This is a genomic window from Halomonas chromatireducens (assembly GCF_001545155.1).
In the GTDB taxonomy this organism is placed as follows: Bacteria; Pseudomonadota; Gammaproteobacteria; order Pseudomonadales; family Halomonadaceae; genus Halomonas; species Halomonas chromatireducens.
Genome location: NZ_CP014226.1, coordinates 1,837,534 through 1,858,146, shown reverse-complemented (window position 1 = coordinate 1,858,146; position 20,613 = coordinate 1,837,534). Strand labels below are relative to the sequence as shown.

Sequence of the window (20,613 nt, the reverse complement as noted above, 5' to 3'; positions counted from 1 at the left end):
TAATGATGCTATCACGCTGGGCGATTAGTCGCTTCTTTCGCCTGATCCCGACTTGGCTGCAGGTCATTTTGGTTGGGGCAATAGTGACTGCAGTAGTCTGGCAGTTTTTTTTACGTGAACCCACTGGTGGTTCCTTAACCGGGCATACCCATATTGACCGCCCCATATACAGCTTTTGGGTCAATGACAACTGGGGAGGGAATTTACCTTTCTATTCTGGCGGACCATATACAAGAGGAGGGGTAACCTGCTGCTGGGCATTTAAAGGCAATACTGCAGAAGTGGTTTGGATACTTAGCATGACCGGGGAGCAAGAGCGAGCAGGCGTGGAGTCTGAACGCCATAGCGTCACCTTGCCCATGCCGGAGCGCACCCGCGAAGATCAGTATCTTCATGTACATTTTTTGCCTGGCAACCGTGTGGAAATGGCCTGGAGCCCTGACCTGCAGTCGCCGCTCTCGCAGCGACTTCGTGAGGAGCATACTCATGACTGACCAGCAGACACTAGAGTGCCTAAAGGCATTGAATGCACGAACAGATAACGAAGCGTCCACTAGGTTGGGAGCCAACTGCACACGGATGCTGGAAGTTGGCTTTTTCTTTGATGGCATGGGAAGGAACTTGGAAAGCGATCTGCGAACTGGTCGCGTGAGTAATATTAGCCGCTTATTTTCTGCATACCCTGTACAAGAGGAAAGCACCCTTTCGAGAAGTTTCGATAGATACTATTACTCTGGTTTGGGAACCCCCTTCGAAGCGAGCCTTTCCGAAAACCTGATGGGCGCCGCCCACCGTGCGCCAAGTGAAGCAGGAACTACCCGTGATGGTCAGTTACGGGGCAGCGGCATCGAAGCCGCCAAAGACGTCGCATCCGGCAACCAAAGCGGCCGCTGGTGGGAAGTATTCGGCCGCTCGTTCAAGGGCTCAATCACTCGCCCTTGGAACTGGTTCAAGCAGGCACGAGACTCTGCAATACGCACGGGGGCTGAGGCCTTCGCACCCATCCGGGATAACTCACTCATGGCTAGCGTGCTGATGAGCGGCTCCCATACACGACAGTCGACCGCCATTCGGGACTTTCAACAAAGTGTGAACGACGTGAAGCAGGGAAGCCAATTGCCCCTGACTCAAATCCGCGTTTCCATCTTTGGCTTCGATTTCGGCGCAGCCATGGCCAAAGCCTTCGTACGCGAACTGCTGGACGAGCTATGCGAGAAAGAAGGAAGCAGCCATCGCTATGAGGGCGCCGAGGTCAAGGTAGTGTTCGCCGGATTGTTCGACTGTGTGGATCGTAGTCACCCCGATATGGGTCCACTCGACTGGTTCCATCCGCTCACGCCGGTACTCGACGATGGCGGCCCTCTGCATTCAGGGTGTCAGCATGCTCTGCATCTAATAGCTGCCCATGAACGTCGCTACTATCGCCGCTGCCGTCCCTTGGGTGGACAGAACTCTCGATGGAGAGAGGAGCTTTGCCCTGGCATCAGTGAAGACATCGGCGGCGGCCTGGTATCCGATGAGCAGAAAGCCAGCGCCGAGCTATCGCGCGCTGCACTGCACCGTATGTATCGTCGAGCAACGACTGCGGGCGTTCCATTTCCCTCGTTAGAGAGCCTGCGCGAAAGAGATGTCATTACCGCGCAGCTTTTTGAGCTGAATGATCAGATCGAAGGCTACTCGCTAATTACAATGGCCAGACATTACCAACGGCAGACTTCGAGCCACCGAAACCCGACAGCGGAGAGTTTTCGCTTCCATACGCTGATCTACCTGGCCTGGTTGGCTCAGCGATATCGTGATTACCGAGAGGCGTTGGCAATACTAGAAAATCGGGAGGATGCGCTGCCCAACCGCTACTACAATCGCACTTTGGGGGCAGTAACGGCCTCTCTCACCGAGAGTCGCGAGCAATGGGAGCTGGAAGAATCGGAGCGTGACGACATCAAGGCTGGGCTCGCCGATTTGAATGCGGCATGGGGATGGCTCGAGCAGGTAGATCGCGAAGCCCAGCACATACGCAATCGCTTCACGTCGCCTCACAATGACACGCGGCGTCATGCCCGAGCCGTGCTGCGTGAAAACCTCATTTTGGCTGAAAACTGGCACCGATGGACTCGAGAAGAATCTCCACCCGCACTTCCCGAGCCTATCGAGTTGCTATTCGCGTATGGACTGCACGACAAACAGCCAGAGGAAATGAACTACCGTAATCGTCAACCCAGCCAGATTAGTGGTGGATACCGGTTCATGACGTATCGTGGTATTGACCAGCCGGGGGAGGAATCCATCACTCAGGTAACGGAGCCACACCCCTGCGAGCAGATGCCCGCCTGGACCATGCGGTGAATGGCCCAGGGCCGCGCTAGGCTTTGTCTGAAAAGTCGGCGAGCGAAGGCCAGACAAGGCAAAAATCGGCGTGAAGACGGACCGGGCTCGCGTGCGAGTTTACGGGGTGTAAATGAGTACTTTGAGCCAATTTTTAACGCCGTATGGCCGAGCGCAGCCAGTTTTCGGACAGAGCCTAGCAGGCTTCCTCAAACCGCCCCGCCCTCCTTACATTGCCCAGCAGCAGGCTGCCGGTGGCGGGGTCGGGGTCGGGAATCAGCGTGCAGTCGATATCGTAGAGCCGGCGTACCAGGCCGGTAGTGACGACCTCGCCCGGTGGGCCGGCGGCCACCAGTTGGCCGTTGTGCAGCGCCAGCAGGTGGTCGGCGTAGCGGCAGGCGCTGGCCAGGTCGTGGAGTACCATCACCACGGTACGCCCGCCGGCGGCGAGCCTTCGCACCAGTTCGAAGACTTCGATCTGGTGGCCCAGGTCCAGCGCCGAGGTCGGTTCGTCGAGCAGCAGCAACGGCGTTTGCTGGGCGATGGTCATGGCGATCCAGGCGCGTTGGCGCTGGCCGCCGGAGAGCGTGTCCAGGGTACGTTCTGATAATTCCATCACGTCCGCCGCCACAAGGGCCTCGCGTACTACCTCCTGATCCTCAGCCGACCATTGGCGCAGCCAGCCCTGGTGAGGCTGGCGACCGAAGCGCACCAGTTCGGCAACGATCAGCCCTTCGGGGGCGACCGCCTCCTGTGGCAGCAGGGCCAGGAGGCGCGCCAGTTCGCGTACCGGGAGCTGCTGGATGTCCTTGCCATCGAGCAGCACCGCGCCCTGGCTGGGGGCATGCAGCATGGCCAGGGCGGCCAGTACATCGATGCGCGGCTGGAGGATGGCGCAGCCGGCAATCAGGCCTTCGAACAGCAGAGCTGGGCGCTGTTCGCCGAGGACGAGTGGTGGCTGCGCGATGACCTGGCGCTGACCCTGGGCGGCCGCTATGAGCACCACGACGCCTTCGGCGGCCACTTCAGCCCCCGCGGCTACCTGGTGTGGAACACCAACGACCGCTGGACGCTCAAGGGTGGCGTGAGCCGCGGCTACAAGACGCCAACGCTCAACCAGCTGCATGACGGCATCACCGGCTTCACCAACCAGGGGGAGACAATCACCATCGGCTCGCCCGAGCTCGAACCCGAGAAGAGCACCAACTACGAACTCGGCGCCATCTACGACAACCTGGATGGCTTGAGGGTCAGCGGCACCGCCTTCTACAACCGCTTTACCGATCGCATCGCCGATGGGGCGGAAATTGCCAACTGCCTGCATCCGGACGGCAACGTCCCCGGCTGTATCAGCGTGGGCAACTTCTCCCAGCAGACCGGCTTTTCTCAGTTGATCAATATCGACGAAGCGGAAACCCGGGGCATCGAGCTGGAGGCGCGCTATCGCATCGCTCCCGCCTGGGAAGTGCGCGGCGGCTATACCTACACCGATACCGAGATCACCTCCGGCGAGGAGGAGGGCCTGCTGCTCACCAACACGCCCAGGCACAAGCTCACCGCCAGCCTGGGCTGGGACGTGACCAACAGGCTCAACGCCACCCTCGAAGGCGAGTACTACTCCTCACGGGACCGCTTCACCGACGGCATACCGGAGAGCGGACAGAACCTGGCGATGTACGAGCAGGTGGGCAACACGCTGGATGGCTACGAGCTGTTTCACCTGCGCACCACCTATCGGTTCACCGATCAGGTCCGCCTGACCGGCACGATCTACAACCTGCTCGACAAGGACTTCGGCGCGGCCGACAGCTACGAGTGGCAGGGCGATACCTACCAGGCCTATCGCTTTACCCAGACCGGCCGCGCCACCGATGGCGTCGCCCTGGACGGCCGCAGCTTCTGGCTATCCGCCACCTACGAGTTCTGACAGCAACGACTAGTGCTGCTTACCTCAACCGCTTGCCCCGGCCCGGCCGGGGCTTTTGTTGCCAACACCTTCCTTGCGGGCACTGCATTGCGCTGACGCGTTCAAGTCCCCAGCAGGCGTTCGCCCCCCAGCCAGATCAGCCGCAGGGCGAGCAGGGTCAGGGTCCACTTGAAGAGGACATCGAAGCGATGATCGGTCACGCGATGCAGTAGCCGCAGTCCCGCCCAGGTGCCCACCACACCGGCCGCCACCATGGCCAGGATCAGCCAGAGCCAGTCGCGGAAGACGAAGCCGGCGAAGCCGAAAACGAAGGCCTTGGTGAGGTGCTGCAGCGTCATGCAGGTGGCGAAGGTGGCCACCCGCGGCAGCCGCTCGGCGATGCCCTGCTTGATGAAGGAGGCCACCAGTGGGCCGCTGGCCCCCACCAGGCTGGAGAGCAGCGTCGTCACCGCACCGGCGATCACGGTACCCGTGCGCCCCACCGCCCGCTGGGGCAGGCCCGGCCCCCAGCAGGAGTAGAGCACGAAGGCGGCGATACAGAGTTCCAGCACGCCTGGCGGCAGGCGAACCAGGAGCCAGGCCGCTACCAGCGCACCCACGACCACGCCGGGCAGGAAGGCGGCGATCACGGGCATCCGGATATGACGCCGGGTCATCACCGCCCTGCCACCGTTGGAGCCGAGCTGAACCATGCCGTGTACCGGAATCAGCGCCGTGGCCGGCATCACCTGGGCCATGACGATGATCAACAGCGTACCGCCACCGATGCCGGCCGCGGCGGAGAGCGCCGAGGTCAGTGCCGACAACGCCACCAGCCCCAGGTTGAGCCCGCCCGACAGCGGCGAGAGCAGCTCCAGCATCAGTCGCGGCGTCTCACTCGATACGCCCCTCCTCGACGCCGTGGCAGGCCACTTCGCTGCCGTCGTCGCGGGCGATCAGCAGCGGCACCTCCGCCTTGCAGCGCGCGTTGGCATGGGGGCAGCGCGGATGGAAGGCGCAGCCCGAGGGCGGATGCACCGGGTTGGGCACCTCGCCCTGGATCGTGGTGCGCTCCTTGCCGCCTCCTTCCAGCGACGGCACCGCGGCCAGCAGCATCTTCGAGTAGGGGTGATGCGGGTTGGCGAAGAGCTGGTCGGAGGGAGCGATCTCGGCGATGCGTCCCAGGTACATCACCGCGATACGGTCCGACATGTGCTTGACCACCGCCATGTCGTGGCTGATGAACAGGTAGGTCAGGCCGTACTCGTCCTGCAGGTCGCGCATCAGGTTGAGGATCTGCGCCTGCACCGAGACATCCAGTGCCGAGGTGGGTTCGTCGCAGATCATGAACTCCGGCTCGTTGGAGAGCGCCCGGGCGATGGAGATGCGCTGGCGCTGGCCGCCGGAGAACTCGTGGGGGTAACGCAGCGCATCCATGGGGGACATGCCCACCTGTTCGAGCAGCTCGCCCACGCGGCGGCGGCGGTCGGCACTGCTCATCTCGGGGCGAAAGAAGCGCAGCGGCTCGCCGATGATAGTGCCAACGCGCCAGAGCGGGTTGAGGCTGGCGTAGGGGTCCTGGAAGATCATCTGGAAACGCTTGCGCAGGCTGGCCGCCTGGCGGCCGGTACGGTTCGCCAGGTCGCTAATGTCCTCGCCGTCGAAGACGAGGCTGCCCCGGGTCAGGCCGTACAGCCCCACCACCAGCCGGGCCACCGTTGACTTGCCGCAGCCGGACTCGCCGACCAGGGCCACGGTCTCGCCGCGCCGGATGGAGAAGCTCACGCCATCCACCGCCTTGAGCGACAGCTTCTCGCTGCGCTCCAGCACCCGGTTGAGCCAGGGCTTGGAAACGTCGAAGTGGCGCGCCAGGTCCCGAGCCTCCAGAAGAACGTCGCCGCTCGCCGGTGACGGCGGCTGCTTGATCGCCGTGTCAGCGCACATGGGCATGCTCCTGTGTATCGTTCTCGTCGAGACGGGGAAGCGGATCGACGGGGTCGTGCAGCCAGCAGGCGGCCCGGCCGGCGCCTGCCGGCATCAGGTCGGGCCGTTCGCTGCGGCAGCGCTCCTGGGCGTGGGGACAGCGTGGGTTGAAGGCGCAGCCGGGGGGAATGGCCGCCAGCCGTGGCATGGAACCCTCGATCTGATAGAGCCGATGGAGGCTCTTCTCGATACCCGGGATCGAGGCCATCAAGCCCCTGGTGTAGGGGTGCTGGGGGCTGCGGATCACCTCCTCCACGGGGCCGATCTCGATCAGCCGGCCGGCATACATCACCGCCACGCGATCGGCGGTCTCGGCGATGACCCCCATATCATGGGTGACCAGCATCACTGCGGTGCCGTGGTCGGCGCAGAGCCGCTTGAGCAGGGCGAGTATCTGCGCCTGCACCGAAACGTCCAGCGCCGTGGTGGGTTCGTCGGCAATGATGAACTCGGGCCGCGCCGCCAGCGCCAGGGCGATCACCACCCGCTGACGCATGCCACCGGAGAACTGGTGCGGGTAGCTGTTCAGCCGCTCTTCCGCCGCCGGGATTCCCACCTCCCGCAGCAGCTTCAAGGCCTCCTCGCGGGCCTGCTTCTCGTTCATCGGCAGGTGGGTGCGGATGGTCTCGATCAACTGGTCGCCAATGGAGAACAGCGGATTGAGGCTGGTCAGCGGGTCCTGGAAGATCATGCCGATATGGCGGCCGCGCAACGGCACGAAGTCCTCCTCCGCCCGGGTGTCGATACGCTTGCCGGAGAGGTAGACCTCGCCCTCGGCAATACGGCCCGGGGGTTCCAGCAGCTGGATCACGGCGTTGCCGGTCATCGACTTGCCGGCACCGGATTCACCCACCACGCCCAGCACCTCGCCGGGGGCGATATCGAAGGAGACGTCGTCCAACGCCACCAGGGTGCCGTGGCGGGTGGGAAACTCCACCCGCATATGGCGCACGCTGAGTACCGGTTCTTGCTGAAGCGTCGCATCGTCGAACTTGTGGCTCGGCGACTGGCCGCTCTGTTCACCTGGGCCGGCATGGGTAACGGCGCCTTTCTTATCGGAGCTTGGGGTTGAGGATGTCACGCAACCAATCTCCCAGCAGGTTGACGGAGAGCGCCAGCATCAGCAGCGCCACCCCGGGGAAGAGCAGGATCCACCACTCTCCCGAGAACATGTAATCCTGGCCAACCCGGATCAGGGTCCCCAGGCTCGGCTGAGTGGCCGGCATGCCGACCCCCAGGAAGGACAGCGTGGCCTCGGCGATGATCGCCAGCGCCAGGCCGATGGTGCCGATGACCAGCACCGGTCGCATCACGTTGGGCAGGATGTGCTGGAACAGCAGCTTGCGCGCCGGCAGGCCGATCACCCGGGCCGCCTGAACGTATTCCTTGTTCTTCTCCACCATGGTCGCCCCGCGCACCGCCCTGGCGTACTGCACCCAGTCGGAGAGCCCGATGGCGATGATCAGCACGATGATCGCCACCTCGGCGTGCATCGAACGCGGCAGGAAACCGCGGATCACGCCGAAGATCAGCAATGCCATGAGGATCGAAGGGAAAGTCAGCTGCACATCGGCGATGCGCATGATCAGGGCATCGCGCCAGCCGCCGCGGAAACCCGCCATCAGCCCCAGGGCGGTACCCAGCGCCAGGGCGAAGATCACCGCCGCAAAGCCCACCAGCAATGAGATGCGCGAGCCGTAGAGAATCGCCGAGAAGACGTCCCGCCCCTGGCTGTCGCTGCCCAGCAGGTAGAAGTTGCCTGTGAAGTCCGACGTCGTCAGCGGCGGCGTGAAGGCATCGATCAGCTCCAGCTGGCGCGGATCGAAGGGGTTCTGCGGCGCGATCCAGGGCGCAAACAGGGCCGCGGCGAACATGATCAGCGTCACCAGGGTAGCCACAATGACAACCGGCTGGTTCTTCCAGGAATGGACGATGTCGCTGTCGAGGAAAGTGCGCAGCTTGCCCGGCGGCTTGGGCGCCACCGGGGTCGACTCGGCGCGTTGAAGTTCCTGGCTCATTTGCCACCTCCCTGCGCGCGCAGGCGCGGATCGACGGCGTAGTAGAGCAGGTCCACCACCAGGTTGATGACCACGAACACCAGCGCGATCATCATCAGGTAGGCGGCCATGACCGGCACGTCGACGAAGCGCACGGCGGTGATGAACAGCGCACCGACACCGGGCCACTGGAACACCGTCTCGGTGATGATGGCGAAGGCGATAATGGTGCCGAGCTGCAGGCCGATGATGGTAATCACCGGGATCAGCGTGTTCTTCAGCGCGTGGCGCAGGTTGACCACCCGATCCGACAGCCCCCGGGCCCGGGCGAACTTGATGTAGTCGGTGCTGAGCACCTCGAGCATTTCGGCACGCACCAGACGCATGATCAGGGTCAGCTGGAACAGCCCCAGGGTGATCGCCGGCAGGATCAGCGAACGCAGCCCGCTCGAAGTCAATAACCCGGTGGTCCACCAGTCGCCGATACGCACCGTTTGCCCACGGCCGAAGGCAGGCAGCCAGCCCAGCTCCACGGCGAACAGATAGATCAGCAGCACCCCGATGAGGAAGGTGGGCAGCGATACGCCGATCAGCGAGGCGGTCATGATGAAGCGCGACAGCCAGCTGCGACGGCGCAGGGCCGTGTAGATACCCAGGCCGATGCCCATAACCACGGCGAAGATCGCCGAGATGATGGCCAGCTCCAGGGTCGCCGGCAGGCGCTCAATGATCAGATCGGTGACCGGTCGCGCCGAGCGGTAGGAAATGCCGAACTCGAACTGGGCGGCATTGACGATGAAATGATAGAACTGCACCACTACCGGCTGATCGAGACCCAGGCGTGCCCGCAACGCGGCACGATCGGCCTCGGTGGCCTCCTGCCCCAGCATGTTGAGCACCGGGTCGCCCACGTAGTGGAACAACGAGAACGAGATGAGCGCGACCACAAACATCACGAAGATGGCCTGCAGTACACGCTGTATTAGAAATGCAAGCATGGGATTACCACATTAGTTAGCCCCCCGGGCGCTTGTGGCGGCCGGGGGGCTGGTTTGCATCGTTGACTTAGTTGTTGAAACGCAGGTACTTGAAGTGCGGCGTATTCTCGCTCTGCACCTGGAAGTCGATATCGTCACGCATCGACCAGGTCAGCATCTGGTGGTGGATCGGGATATAGACGATCTCGTCATGCACGATCTGCCACGCTTCCGCGATCATCTCGTTGCGCGCTTCCTCGTCGGTCTCCTGGCCCATGGCCACGGTCAGCTCATCGACACGCTCATCGGAGTAACCGGTGAAGTTCCAGGTGCCGAGGTCGTCCTGCTTGGTGTGGTAGAGATAGTTGAAGACGTATTCCGAATCCATGGTGGGCACACCCCAGCCCAGCATGTAGAAGTCATACTCGCCACGGGCCAGCTCCGCGAAGTGCAGCGAGCGGGTCTGGGCCGCCAGATCCACGGTAATCCCGATGCGCGCCAGCATGCTGACCACTGCTTGGCAGATCTGCTCGTCATTGACGTAGCGGTCGTTGGGGCACTGCAGGGTGACGCGGAAGCCGTCACCATAGCCTGCTTCCGCCATCAGCTCGTTGGCACGGTCGAGGTCGGCGGGCAGCACTTCGTCCATCTCTTCGGTGTAGCCGTTGACGAAGGGCGGGGCGATCATGCCGGCGGGCTCGGAGTTACCGCGCATCACCGCCGTCTGGATGGTGGTGGCGTCCACCGCCAGGTTGATGGCCTCGCGCACACGACGGTCGGCAAAGGGGTTGTCGTCGGTATCGGCGGTTTCCAGGGTTGCCGCCCCCATCTGCATGCCGAGGAAGATCGTGCGGTTTTCCGCGCCCTGCTCGTTCTTGAGACCGTCGGCACTGCCCAGGCGTTCGATGTCCTGAACCGGCGTCTCCTGCAGGAAGTCGACTTCGCCGGAGAGCAGCGCCGCCACACGGGTTGAGGCCGACTCGATGGGCGTGAATACCAGGCGGGAAATTTCCAGCGGGTAGTGGTCGATGCCCCAGTAGTCGTCGTTGCGCACGAATACGGTACGCACATCGGGTTCACGGCTCTCGACACGGAAGGGTCCGGTGCCGTTGGCGTTGCGCACGGCATGGGTCTCTTCCCCTGCCGCATAGTTCTGCGGTTCCTCGACGCCGTGCTCCTCGGCCCATTCACGGCTCATGATGAACAGGTTGGTCAGGTTGTTGGGTAGCAGCGGATTCGGCTCGTGGGTAACCACCTCGACGGTGAAATCGTCGGTTGCACGGACCTCGGAAATGGAGGTCAGCAGGCCACGCATGTCGGCGTGCTCATGGCGGGCGCGGTTGAGCGAGAACACCACGTCATCGGCGGTCAGCGACTGCCCCTCGTGGAAAGTCACGCCTTCACGGATCTTGAACACCCAGACGGTGGGCTCATCTTCCTTGACGTGCCATTCGGTGGCCAGGCCAGGCTGGTACTCCACGTCCATGTCCTGATAGAGCAGGGTGTCGAAAATCTGATGATTGACCGAGTGGGTCGGCCCCTCGTTCTGGGAGTGGGGATCCATGGTCAGACTGTCCGCGGAGCGGGTCCAACGCAGGGTCTCTGCATGGGCGGCAGTCGCCAGCATTGCACCGATCACGGCGCTAGCCAGTAAGGTCTTCTTGAGCAGCATCTTGTTATTCCTCAATCGAGCGTTTGATGGGCGAAAGCCCTGGTAGTGTTCTCCCATACCTTAGCCAATAATGCCAGTCTCGCACGGTGAGAGGCTTTCAGCGTTATTTCGACTATCAATAGTTGCTTTTTTTCCAAAGCGCCCTTTACCTGGGTGGAATGCCTCGATGGGCACAGAAAAAACCGACCATCGTCGATACCGAACAGGGAAATGCCGGAGGAAAAACAATGAAACTACTGGAGGTTCGCGTACCCCCCGAATGGGTCGACTACAACGGCCATATGAACGATGCCGAATATGCCAGGGCCTTCTCTCTGGCAGTGGATACGCTAATGGAGCAGCTCGGCCTCGATGCCGAGGGACGTGAGCGACTGGCGTACACCCTCTACACCCTGGAGACGCATCTCTGCTACCACCGAGAGGTCCTTCAAAATCAAGCCTTGAGCGTAGAAGCCCTGCGTCTCGACCACGATGCCAAGCGGCTGCATGCGTTCTTCTCCATGCGCGATGACCAGGGCGAGCTGCTGGCCACCAGCGAGCAGATGCTGATGGGCATCGATACCCGGAGCCGCCGCCCCGCACCCTTTCCGCCCGAGGTAGCCGAAGCGATCGCCGCCCTGCCGCAGGCCGAAGCCGACGCCTGGCCGTCGGCGGCCGGACGACGCATCGGCATACCGCAAAAGTAAGGGAAACCGCGTCGAAACTCACCGCATAAGCAGTTGCATCCCCAAGATAAACACTCATGAACATTAAATTGACACCAATGTACATTGGTATCTATTGTTGTTGAATAGACAACAAGAAGATGGAGGCCGGGGCATGGCCAACGATCCGCTGCTGCAGCCCTTCCAGCTCAAGCACCTCACGCTTAAGAATCGGCTGATGATGACGTCCCACGAGCCTGCCTATCCCGAGGATGGGATGCCCAAGGCGCTTTATCGTGAATATCATGTCGAGCGAGCCCGGGCCGGGCTGGGCCTGACCATGACTGCAGGATCAGCAGCGGTAGCCAAGGACAGCCCCCCGGTGTTCAACAACATCCTGGCCTACAAGGACGAAGTTGTGCCCTGGATGCGTGAGCTTACCGACGCCTGCCACGAACACGGCACCGCGGTAATGATCCAGTTGACCCACCTGGGCCGGCGCACCCGCTGGGACAAGGGCGACTGGCTGCCGGCGGTATCGGCCTCGCATCGCCGTGAAGCCTCCCACCGCGCCTTTCCCAAGCAGGTGGAGGAGTGGGACATCGAGCGTCTGATCCGCGACTACGCCGATGCCGCCGAGCGCATGTACGCCGCCGGCCTCGACGGCATCGAGCTGCAAGCCTACGGCCACCTGATGGATCAGTTCTGGTCGCCGCTGACCAATACCCTCGAGGGGCCTTACGGGGGCGACCTCGACAACCGGCTGCGCTTCACCTTCGACGTGCTGCGTGCCATTCGTCAGCGGGTCGGCGAAGCGTTCATCGTCGGGGTGCGCTATACCGGCGACGAGATGCTGCCGGGTGGGCTCACGGCAAGCGACGGGATGGCGATCTCGCGGCGCCTGAAGGAGAGCGGCCTGGTCGACTTCCTCAACGTGGTGCGCGGGCATATCGACACCGACGCCGGGCTCACCGACGTGATCCCCATCCAGGGCATGCCGAGCGCCCCGCACCTCGACTTCGCCGGGGAAATCAAACGCCAGGTAGACTTCCCCACCTTTCATGGCGCCAAGATCCAGGACGTCGCCACCGCCCGCCATGCCATCGCCTCGGGCAAGGTCGACATGATCGGCATGACCCGCGCCCACATGGCCGACCCGCACATCGTGCGCAAGATCATGGAAGGCCGCGAGGAAGAGATCCGCCCCTGCGTCGGCGCCAACTACTGTCTCGACCGCATCTACCAGGGCGGCGCCGCCTACTGCATTCACAACGCCGCCACCGGGCGCGAGACCACCATGCCCCACACCATCCCCAAGGCCGCGCAGCAGCGCCGGGTGGTGATCGTCGGCGCCGGCCCCGCGGGGCTGGAGGCCGCCCGGGTCGCCGGCGAACGGGGCCATTCAGTGGTGGTGCTGGAAGCCGCCAGCGATGCCGGCGGACAGGTGCGTCTCACGGCACAGAGCGAGCGTCGCCGCGAGATGATGGGCATCATCGACTGGCGCCTGGCCCGCTGCGAGGCGCTCGGTGTCGAGATCCGCTACAACGTCTGGGCCGAGGTGGAGGACGTGCTCGCCGAGAAGCCGGACGTGGCGATCGTGGCCACCGGCGGCTATCCCATGGAGGACCAGCCTGAGGTCGGCCGCGAGCTGGTGATCAACACCTGGGATATCCTTTCCGGGCACGTGGCGCCGGGAAGCCGGGTATTGCTGTTCGACGATGCCGGCGATCATGCCGCCATGCAGGCGGCGGAGATCATCGCCGCCAGCGGGGCCGAACTCGAGATCATGACGCCGGACCGCACCTTCTCGGCGGAGATCATGGCCATGAACCTGGTGCCCTACATGCGCGCCCTGCAGCGCTCCAACGTCACCTTCACGCCCACCTACCGGCTGAAGTCCGTGCAGCGGGAAGGCGGCGAGCTGCTGGCCAGGATCACCAGCGACTATGCGGTGCAGGATCAGCTGGACCTGGACCAGGAGCGGCGCGTCGACCAGGTGGTGGTCAACTATGGCATCACGCCGATGGCCGACATCTACTTCGAGCTCAAGCCACACTCCAGCAACGGCGGCGAAGTGAACTACGACGATTTGATCGCCGGCCAGCCCCAGGCGGTTGTGCGTAACCCGGACGGCAGCTTCCAGCTGTTTCGCATCGGCGATGCCGTCGAGTCACGCAATACCCATGCGGCGATCTATGATGCCCTGCGGCTGGTGAAGGATATCTAGAGGCGCTTGACGAAAAGTGCCTGCGCTCGAAGACTTTTCGTACAAGGCCTAGTGAACGGAGACATCAGCTGATGCCGAGTGGCACCGACCGCGACACCAAATGGAAAGGCTCCCGCGATGCCTGGCTCGACGCCGCCTTCGAGCTGCTGCTCGACTCCGGCGTGGATAGCGTACGCATCCTGCCGCTGGCCAAGCGGCTCGACGTCTCGCGAACCAGCTTCTACTGGTTCTTCAAGGATCGCGAGGCGCTGCTGGACGCCCTGATCGAGCGCTGGCGGGAGAAAAACACCCAGGGCCTGGTGCAGCAGACCGAGGCCTACGCCGAGAGCATCACCGAAGCGATCCTCAACGTCTTCGACTGCTGGCTGGACCACGCCCTCTTCGACTCCCAGCTGGAGTTCGCGATGCGCAGCTGGGCGCTGCAGTCGGACCAGGTGGCGAGGGCAGTCGATGCCGCGGACGAGGCGCGCATCAACGCGCTGACACATATGTTCGAGCGCTTCGGCTACGCGCCGCTGGCCGCCAACGTGCGCGGCCGCACCATCTACCTGACCCAGATTGGCTATATCTCGATGAATACACAGGAAGCGCTCGAGGTGCGCATGCAGCGCATCCCCGCCTACGTCGAGATCTTCACCGGGCAGGTGCCGCAGACCCGCGAGCTGCAGCGCTTCCAGGCTAGGCATGTTCATGCGTCGGAAGCCATCTCCTAGTTACACCCCCCGCCCATCAATTGCTGCCCAAGAAAGCTGAACGCCAGCGCCTGCATGTGGGCGCGCTGACGGTTGTCCGCCGCACCGCCGTGGCCGCCCTCGATATTCTCGTAATAGAGCACTTGGTGCCCCTGCTCGTGCATGCGCGCCATCATCTTGCGTGCATGGCCCGGGTGGACGCGGTCGTCGCGGGTGCTGGTCAGCAGCAGCAGCGGCGGGTAATCGGCGCCCGAGTCGAGGTTGTGGTAGGGCGAGACATCGCGCAGGAAGGCGTCCCAGTCGTCGCCGTCGGGGTCGCCGTACTCCGCCATCCACGAGGCACCGGCCAGCAACAGGTGATAGCGGCGCATGTCGAGCAGCGGCACCTGGCACACCACGGCGCCCAGCAGCTGCGGGTAGCGCGTCAGCATGTTACCCACCAGCAGGCCGCCATTGGAGCCGCCCTGGATGCCCAGCCGCTGCGGCGAGGTGACGCCGCGCTCGATCAGATCTTCTGCCACGGCAGCGAAGTCCTCGAAGGCCTTGTGGCGCTTCTCGCGCAGCGCCGCCTGGTGCCAGCGCGGGCCGTACTCGCCGCCGCCGCGGATGTTGGCCACCACATAGACGCCGCCCCGGCTGAGCCAGGCGCGCCCCACGCCGGGGCTGTAGCCGGGCAGCAGCGGCACCTCGAAACCGCCGTAGCCGTAGAGCAGGGTCGGATGATCGCCACTCGGCTCGAGATCACGCCGCGCCACCTGGAAATAGGGCACCGGCGTGCCGTCCTGGCTGGTGGCGAAGTGCTGGGTCACCTCGAGGCCCTCGGCATCGAACAGCGCCGGGGCCTGCTTGAGCGTCTCGAGCTCCTCGCCGACCCGGCCGTGCAGCAGCGTGGTCGGGGTCAGGTAGTCGCTGACGATGAGAAAGACATCGTCGCTCTCCTCGTCGTCCACCGCGCTCACGCTGACGCTACCCAGCGCCGGCGCGCCCGTCAGCGGCTCGGGCTGCCACTGCCCCGCTTCCGGTGTCATGACGTAGAGCCGGTGCTTGACGTCGTCGAGCACGTTGAGGATCAGGTGATGGCGGGTCCAGGTGGCGTCGGACAGCGAGGTGCGCTCGGTGGGGGTGAACAGCACGCGGAAGTCGCGCGCGCCTGCCATGAAGGCATCGAAGTTCGTGATCAGCAGGGCACCGGCGGGATGGGTGATGTCGCCGAGCGCCCAGGGCTCGCGGAGCTCCACCAGCAGCCACTCCCGGTGCACCTGCTTGTGGGCCGAGTTGGGCACCTCGATACGGCGCAGGGTGCCGTCGGCCTCGCGCAGGAAGAGCTCGCTGTCGTAGAAGGCCCGGGCGCGGCTGACGAAGTCGCGCTCGAAGCCCGGCGTGGAATCGTGGGCGGCCCCCACCGCCATGTCGTCGAGCTCGGCCTCGAAGACCGTCTCGGCCTCGGCCAGCGGCGTGCCGCGACGCCACTGCTTGACGATGCGCGGGTAGCCGGAGCGGGTCATCGAGCCTTCGCCGAAGTCGGTCTGGGCATAGACCGTATCGCGGTCGATCCAGCCCAGGCTGCCCTTGGCCTCGGGGCGATAAAAGCCATTCTGGACCCAGCGCTTCCCCACCAGGTCGAACTCGCGGGTGACATCGGCGTCGGCGCCGCCGCGGGAGAGCGACACCAGGCAATGCCGCCAGGGTTCGCCGGGCGAAGCAGGGCGCAGACAGTGGGCACCGTGCCACACCCAGTTCTCGCCCTCCTCGGCGTTGAGCGCGTCGAGGTCGATCAGCACCTCCCACTCGGGCCGCGCCTTGCGGTACTCCTCGGGAGTGGTGCGACGCCACAGCCCGCGGGGGTGGTCGCGGTCCTGCCAGAAGTTGTAGAAGTGCTCGCCGCGTTTGACCACGAAGGGGATGCGGTCGTCGGCCTCGAGGATCGCCTGGAGGTCGGCGCGCAGGGCGTCGAAGCCGGGCGAATCGGCAAGCCTTGCCTGGCTCTCGGTGTTGCGTGCCTCCACCCAGGCCAAGGCGCGCTCGCCCTCGACTTCCTCGAGCCACAGGTGGGGATCGTGCTCGTCGTGCGGGTCAGCCATGGGAGTCTCCTGGTGGGCGTGGTTTGCCCACCAAGCTAGCCTGCCCAGGCCGAGGGCTCAATGGCGGAGACGCTCAGCCCCCGGTCATGTTCATGAAGCGAACCACCTGCACGTCACCGTCGGTGGTGAAATGGTGGCGCTCGGGTTTCTTCTGCATGGCCACGACGATGGCGGCCTTGAGGCGTTCGAGGTCGCCGGGGTGACGGCGCATTACCGCGCGCAGATCGACGGAGTGCTCGTTGCCCAGACACAACAGCAGTCGGCCTTCGGCGGTGACTCGCACGCGGTTGCAGGCATCACAGAAGTTATGGCTGTGGGGCGAGATGAAGCCGATGCGCGAGTCGCTGTCGGCCATGCGGAAGTAGCGCGAAGGCCCCAGGGTGTTCTCGGTGGTGGGCACCAACGCATGGCGCGACTCGATACGTGCGCGCACCTCGTCGCTTGAGCAGAAGGTCTCGGCACGGTCGTGGCCGATGCTCTGGCCAAGAGGCATCTCCTCGATGAAGCTGATATCCACGCCTTCGGCACGGGCAAACGCGACCAGATCGAGCACTTCGTCGTCGTTGCGCCCCTTGAGGATCACGGCATTGAGCTTGATGCGTTCGAAACCGACATCGCGGGCGGCACGAATGCCATCGATGACCTTGTCCAGGCTGCCGGTGCGGGTCAGCTCGCGGAAGCGGCCGGAATCCAGGGTGTCGAGGCTGATATTGAGACGCTTAAGGCCGCCAGCGCGCAGCGCCGGAGCGTACTTGACCAGGCCGGCACCGTTGGTGGTCATGGCGAAGTCCCGCAGTCCGTCGAGGGCACCGATCTCGGCCACCAGTCCCTCTATGCCACGACGCACCAGCGGTTCGCCGCCAGTCAGGCGGATCTTCTCCACGCCGAGTTCGACGAAGGCCCTGGACAGGGTAGCCATCTCCTCCAGGGTCAGCACCTGGGCGCGCGGAAGGAAGGTCATCTCCTCGGCCATGCAGTAGACGCAGCGAAAGTCGCAGCGGTCGGTGACCGACAGGCGAACGTAGCGGACGGTGCGGCCGAAGCCGTCGACCAGAGCGTTCATGGGGATTCCTCGGTTTTTTTCTCGGCGCTTGTTTCGATATGGGCTACCGCATCCACCGGCAGCCGGGCAATCAGGCTGCCGACCCGCTCAGCCACCGCTGTGACTTCTTCCTCGCTGTATGTCTGGCCGCGCCGCTTGCGAAAGCCCTGCTCGTAGAGCTTGACGTGCTCGGTGGCGCTGACCCCGGCATTGGCCAGGCAGTGGGTCACACAGTGCATCTGGCAGCCATCGATGGCGATGATGGGGCGACCGGAACGGGCGGTCTTTACCAGTCCGGGCACCCCACCGCCCACGCCGGCGATGCAGGACATCTCCGCCACCCCGGTATGGTCGAGTGCCAGGGCCACGTCGTTGGCCAACTGGGCCACGTCGGAGCAGCCGGAGCAGGAGTAGACCAGGGTGCGGGGTTTATTGGCGGTTCGGGACATAAGGCCTCCCTAGGCTGTGTACGTCATTCAAACTTCCGAACACAACCGGTGTTATAGCGCCGACGCCACCCTGCCAGACGACCAGCTAGTCATTCGCCAGCATGGCGTCGCGCAGCTTCTGTTCATCGAGCACCACAAGGCGCTGACGGTCGATGCTGATGACACCGCTGTCGCGCAGCTTGGCCAGCAGCCGCGACAGAGTCTCCGGTGTCATGGCAAGCTGGGCGGCCAACCATCGCTTGGGTATGGAAAGCCGCACCACCCGAGGCGACTTCGAGCGACCGGAGGGCAACTGGCGCAGGATGTAGCTGACCAGCCGCGACATGGCATCGGCCTGGGTCAACAGGGCCAGGTCCTCGAGGCGTTCGGTCAGCTCCAGCGCCAGACGGCTCATGAATTCGGCGCGGCAGGCGGGCTGGCGATCCATGATGTCGCGACAGCGCTGGGCAGGAATGGCCAGCACATGGGTACGGCGCAGCGCTTCTGCCGAATAGAGGTAGACGCCGGCGCTGGAAACCATGCTCAGCTCGCCCAGGGTGCCGCCGCGCTCCACGCAGCGGATGGTAGCCAGCCGGCCATCCCCGGCAGAGCGCGCCAGACGCACGGCACCGTTGATGACGATGTAGAGCCAATGGGCCGGGGCATCCTGCCGGAACAGCCACTCGCGATTCTTCAGCGCGCGCAGCTCGGAGTCTTCCAGCAGTGAGTTGACCTCGTCATCGTTGAGCTCGCCCAGCCAGGGCACACCATGCACCAGCTCGCGTAGCTGCTTGGGCTTGAACAGCAGGTCAGTCGACGAACTGTCCGGCGGGCAGATAGGGGTATTCATGACCTTCCTCCACGTCGGTATCGGCAGCCATCATCAGATAGCCGTGTGCCTGGCTGGCTGCCCGCAGCATGTGCGACCCCTGCCCACCAGCAAGAAAGGCTACCGGAAGGCCACCTTGCCAGTCGAGCACTACGCGCAACAGCTCACGCCGGCCCAGGTTGCCGCGCCGCGAAAAGCCGGCACGGACATTGAATTGTTGTAATGGTCCGACGGTACGCCCCTGACACCCCTGGACGAAGGGCCTGGCCAGGAGCTGCCATCCCACCAGCGACGCCACCGGATTTCCCGGCAGGCCGATGAGGGGCACCCCTTCCGGCGATCCATCGTCCAGGTAGCCGAAGGCGAAGGGCTTGCCCGGTTTCATCGCCACGCCGTGGAATACCAGCCCGCCCAGCGCATCGAGCACAGGTCGGACATGGTCCTCCTCCCCCACCGATACGCCGCCGGTACAGATCACCAGGTCGGCACTGTCGCGACTGACCACGAAGGCTTCGTGCAGTGCCTCCGCCGTATCGGCGATGATGCCCAGGTCGATCACATTGCAGCCCTGCTGCTCGAGCAACGCCTGGAGCATCACCCGATTGCTGTTGTAAACCTGCCCCGGCGAGGCAGGCTCACCGGGTTCGATCAGTTCGTCACCGGTGGAAATCAAGGCCACCTTCAGCTGTGGCAATACCGGTACCTCAGCAAAACCCTGGCTCGCCAGCATCGCCAGCGCCGCGGCGTTGAGGGTAGCGCCCGCCGGCAGCAGCGCATCGCCGGCACGGTACTCCTCGCCCCGCCGGCGGATATTGGCCCCCGGTTTCGCCTCGCCGCTGATATGCATGCGCCCTTCGCCGTCCAGCGTGACCCGCTCCTGGGGAATCACGCAGTCTGCACCTTCCGGCACCGGCGCACCGGTAAAGATACGCGCGCAGCCCCCTTCGGGCAGTGCCGAGACCGCGGCTCCTGCCGGCACCCGCAGGACGACGGGCAGGCCCTGCTCTCCCAGTTCCGATAGCCGCAGGGCATAGCCATCCATCGCGCTATTGTCGATGCCAGGCATGTCCAGCCGAGCAGCCAGGTCGCACGCCAGCACCCTGCCAAAAGCCTGCTCCAGCGCTACCAGCGCTTCGCCCTGGACTGGCTCGGCGGCGGCGATCATTCGCGCCCTGGCAACGTCCAGGTCGAGCAGACCTTTGGCAAGATTGGCACAGCTCATGCGCGCGCTCCTTGACCATGGTCAGGCACTTTCGGTAACTCCCGAGAGCCACACGCCTGCTGCTCGGGCATGACCATGGCGACGAAATTGCACGGCCGGGTACGCGCATCGAGCTGGCTTTCGAGAATGCCATCCCAGGCGGTGGCACAGGCCTTGGGCGAGCCGGGCATGGCGAAGATCAGTGTCGCATTGGCGACCCCCGCCACGGCACGGGACTGAATCGTGGAGGTACCAATCGTTTCGAAAGAGAGCTGGCGGAACAATTCACCGTAGCCATCCACCGAGCGGTCGAACAACGGCGTGAGCGCTTCGGGCGTGGTATCGCGCACGGTGAAGCCGGTGCCACCATTGACCAGGATGACCTGCACGTCATCGCGTACCACCCACTTGGAAACCACCGCGCGGATGCGATAGATGTCGTCGGGCACGATGCGACGCTCCACCAGCGCATGGCCGGCCTCGGACAGACGCTCGCTGAGCAGGTCTCCGCTGCCGTCCTGGTCGAAGCCGCGAGTATCGGAGACTGTCAGGATGGCGATGCCGAGCGGCACGAAACGGGCGTTGGCGTGAACATGGGCCATGAAAATC

The 20,613-nt window shown here is 64.1% G+C and carries 19 protein-coding genes; 6 read left to right on the top strand and 13 right to left on the bottom strand.

Features of this window, described 5'->3' with window-relative positions; translation table 11 throughout:
• Positions 1–2: 2 nt before the first annotated feature.
• Positions 3–494: a DUF3304 domain-containing protein gene (locus LOKO_RS08620; protein WP_235588980.1), complete on the top strand. Its 492-nt coding sequence runs from the start codon at positions 3–5 to the stop codon at positions 492–494.
• A complete protein-coding gene (locus LOKO_RS08615) occupies positions 487–2,346 on the top strand; it encodes a DUF2235 domain-containing protein (protein ID WP_083517507.1) in 1,860 nt (619 codons plus the stop codon). The genes LOKO_RS08620 and LOKO_RS08615 overlap by 8 nt, the downstream gene beginning before the upstream one ends.
• A 175-nt stretch (positions 2,347–2,521) precedes the next feature.
• Here the strand turns inward: LOKO_RS08615 and LOKO_RS08610 are convergent, their stop codons facing one another.
• A complete protein-coding gene (locus LOKO_RS08610; protein ID WP_417935397.1) occupies positions 2,522–3,250 on the bottom strand; it encodes an ABC transporter ATP-binding protein in 729 nt (242 codons plus the stop codon).
• Here LOKO_RS08610 and LOKO_RS08605 point away from each other — a divergent pair.
• Positions 3,170–4,252 (top strand): TonB-dependent receptor domain-containing protein, encoded by a 1,083-nt coding sequence (locus LOKO_RS08605; RefSeq protein WP_235588979.1) that lies wholly within the window; start codon positions 3,170–3,172, stop codon positions 4,250–4,252. The genes LOKO_RS08610 and LOKO_RS08605 overlap by 81 nt on opposite strands.
• Before the next feature lie 101 nt (positions 4,253–4,353).
• Here the strand turns inward: LOKO_RS08605 and LOKO_RS08600 are convergent, their stop codons facing one another.
• From LOKO_RS08600 to LOKO_RS08575, 6 genes are all read right to left on the bottom strand, one after another.
• Positions 4,354–5,112: a sulfite exporter TauE/SafE family protein gene (locus LOKO_RS08600; protein WP_083517506.1), complete on the bottom strand. Its 759-nt coding sequence runs from the start codon at positions 5,110–5,112 to the stop codon at positions 4,354–4,356.
• A gap of 13 nt (positions 5,113–5,125) precedes the next feature.
• Positions 5,126–6,175 carry an ABC transporter ATP-binding protein gene (locus tag LOKO_RS08595; protein WP_066447744.1) on the bottom strand — a complete coding sequence of 350 codons (1,050 nt, stop codon included), beginning with the start codon at positions 6,173–6,175 and terminating at the stop codon, positions 5,126–5,128.
• Positions 6,165–7,295 carry an ABC transporter ATP-binding protein gene (locus LOKO_RS08590; RefSeq protein WP_235588978.1) on the bottom strand — a complete coding sequence of 377 codons (1,131 nt, stop codon included), beginning with the start codon at positions 7,293–7,295 and terminating at the stop codon, positions 6,165–6,167. The genes LOKO_RS08595 and LOKO_RS08590 overlap by 11 nt, the downstream gene beginning before the upstream one ends.
• Positions 7,267–8,232, bottom strand: coding sequence for an ABC transporter permease (locus LOKO_RS08585; RefSeq protein WP_066447738.1), 966 nt, complete (start codon positions 8,230–8,232; stop codon positions 7,267–7,269). Before LOKO_RS08585 ends, LOKO_RS08590 begins: the two co-directional genes overlap by 29 nt.
• Positions 8,229–9,209, bottom strand: a complete 981-nt coding sequence (locus LOKO_RS08580; protein ID WP_066447734.1) for an ABC transporter permease — start codon at positions 9,207–9,209, stop codon at positions 8,229–8,231. Before LOKO_RS08580 ends, LOKO_RS08585 begins: the two co-directional genes overlap by 4 nt.
• A gap of 67 nt (positions 9,210–9,276) precedes the next feature.
• Entirely contained in the window at positions 9,277–10,860 is a 1,584-nt protein-coding gene (locus LOKO_RS08575) for an ABC transporter substrate-binding protein (protein ID WP_066447728.1), read from the bottom strand.
• A gap of 227 nt (positions 10,861–11,087) precedes the next feature.
• Between LOKO_RS08575 and LOKO_RS08570 the strand changes: the two genes are divergently transcribed.
• The 3 genes from LOKO_RS08570 to LOKO_RS08560 all read left to right on the top strand — a co-directional run bounded on the left by LOKO_RS08570 (position 11,088) and on the right by LOKO_RS08560 (position 14,444).
• On the top strand, positions 11,088–11,546 hold the full coding sequence (locus LOKO_RS08570; RefSeq protein WP_066447721.1) for a thioesterase family protein: 459 nt from the start codon (positions 11,088–11,090) through the stop codon (positions 11,544–11,546).
• 133 nt (positions 11,547–11,679) lie between these two features.
• The gene (locus LOKO_RS08565; protein WP_066447718.1) at positions 11,680–13,731 is read left to right on the top strand and encodes an NADH:flavin oxidoreductase; all 2,052 of its coding nucleotides are present in this window, start codon (positions 11,680–11,682) and stop codon (positions 13,729–13,731) included.
• Positions 13,732–13,802: 71 nt separating this feature from the next.
• A complete protein-coding gene (locus LOKO_RS08560; RefSeq protein WP_066447713.1) occupies positions 13,803–14,444 on the top strand; it encodes a TetR/AcrR family transcriptional regulator in 642 nt (213 codons plus the stop codon).
• Here LOKO_RS08560 and LOKO_RS08555 read toward each other — a convergent pair.
• The 6 genes from LOKO_RS08555 to moaB form a co-directional block, all read right to left on the bottom strand.
• Positions 14,441–16,504 (bottom strand): prolyl oligopeptidase family serine peptidase, encoded by a 2,064-nt coding sequence (locus LOKO_RS08555; RefSeq protein WP_083517505.1) that lies wholly within the window; start codon positions 16,502–16,504, stop codon positions 14,441–14,443. The two genes, LOKO_RS08560 and LOKO_RS08555, sit on opposite strands and share 4 nt — an antisense overlap.
• A gap of 73 nt (positions 16,505–16,577) precedes the next feature.
• Complete coding sequence (gene moaA, locus LOKO_RS08550) at positions 16,578–17,567, bottom strand: GTP 3',8-cyclase MoaA (protein WP_066447708.1); 990 nt, start codon at positions 17,565–17,567, stop codon at positions 16,578–16,580.
• Positions 17,564–17,995 (bottom strand): putative zinc-binding protein, encoded by a 432-nt coding sequence (locus LOKO_RS08545; protein WP_066447705.1) that lies wholly within the window; start codon positions 17,993–17,995, stop codon positions 17,564–17,566. The genes moaA and LOKO_RS08545 overlap by 4 nt, the downstream gene beginning before the upstream one ends.
• A gap of 85 nt (positions 17,996–18,080) precedes the next feature.
• Positions 18,081–18,824 (bottom strand): Crp/Fnr family transcriptional regulator, encoded by a 744-nt coding sequence (locus LOKO_RS08540; RefSeq protein ID WP_066447701.1) that lies wholly within the window; start codon positions 18,822–18,824, stop codon positions 18,081–18,083.
• The gene (locus LOKO_RS08535) at positions 18,784–20,025 is read right to left on the bottom strand and encodes a molybdopterin molybdotransferase MoeA (protein ID WP_066447699.1); all 1,242 of its coding nucleotides are present in this window, start codon (positions 20,023–20,025) and stop codon (positions 18,784–18,786) included. The genes LOKO_RS08540 and LOKO_RS08535 overlap by 41 nt, the downstream gene beginning before the upstream one ends.
• A complete protein-coding gene (gene moaB, locus LOKO_RS08530) occupies positions 20,022–20,606 on the bottom strand; it encodes a molybdenum cofactor biosynthesis protein B (RefSeq protein WP_066447696.1) in 585 nt (194 codons plus the stop codon). The genes LOKO_RS08535 and moaB overlap by 4 nt, the downstream gene beginning before the upstream one ends.
• Between the last annotated feature and the right edge of the window lie 7 nt (positions 20,607–20,613).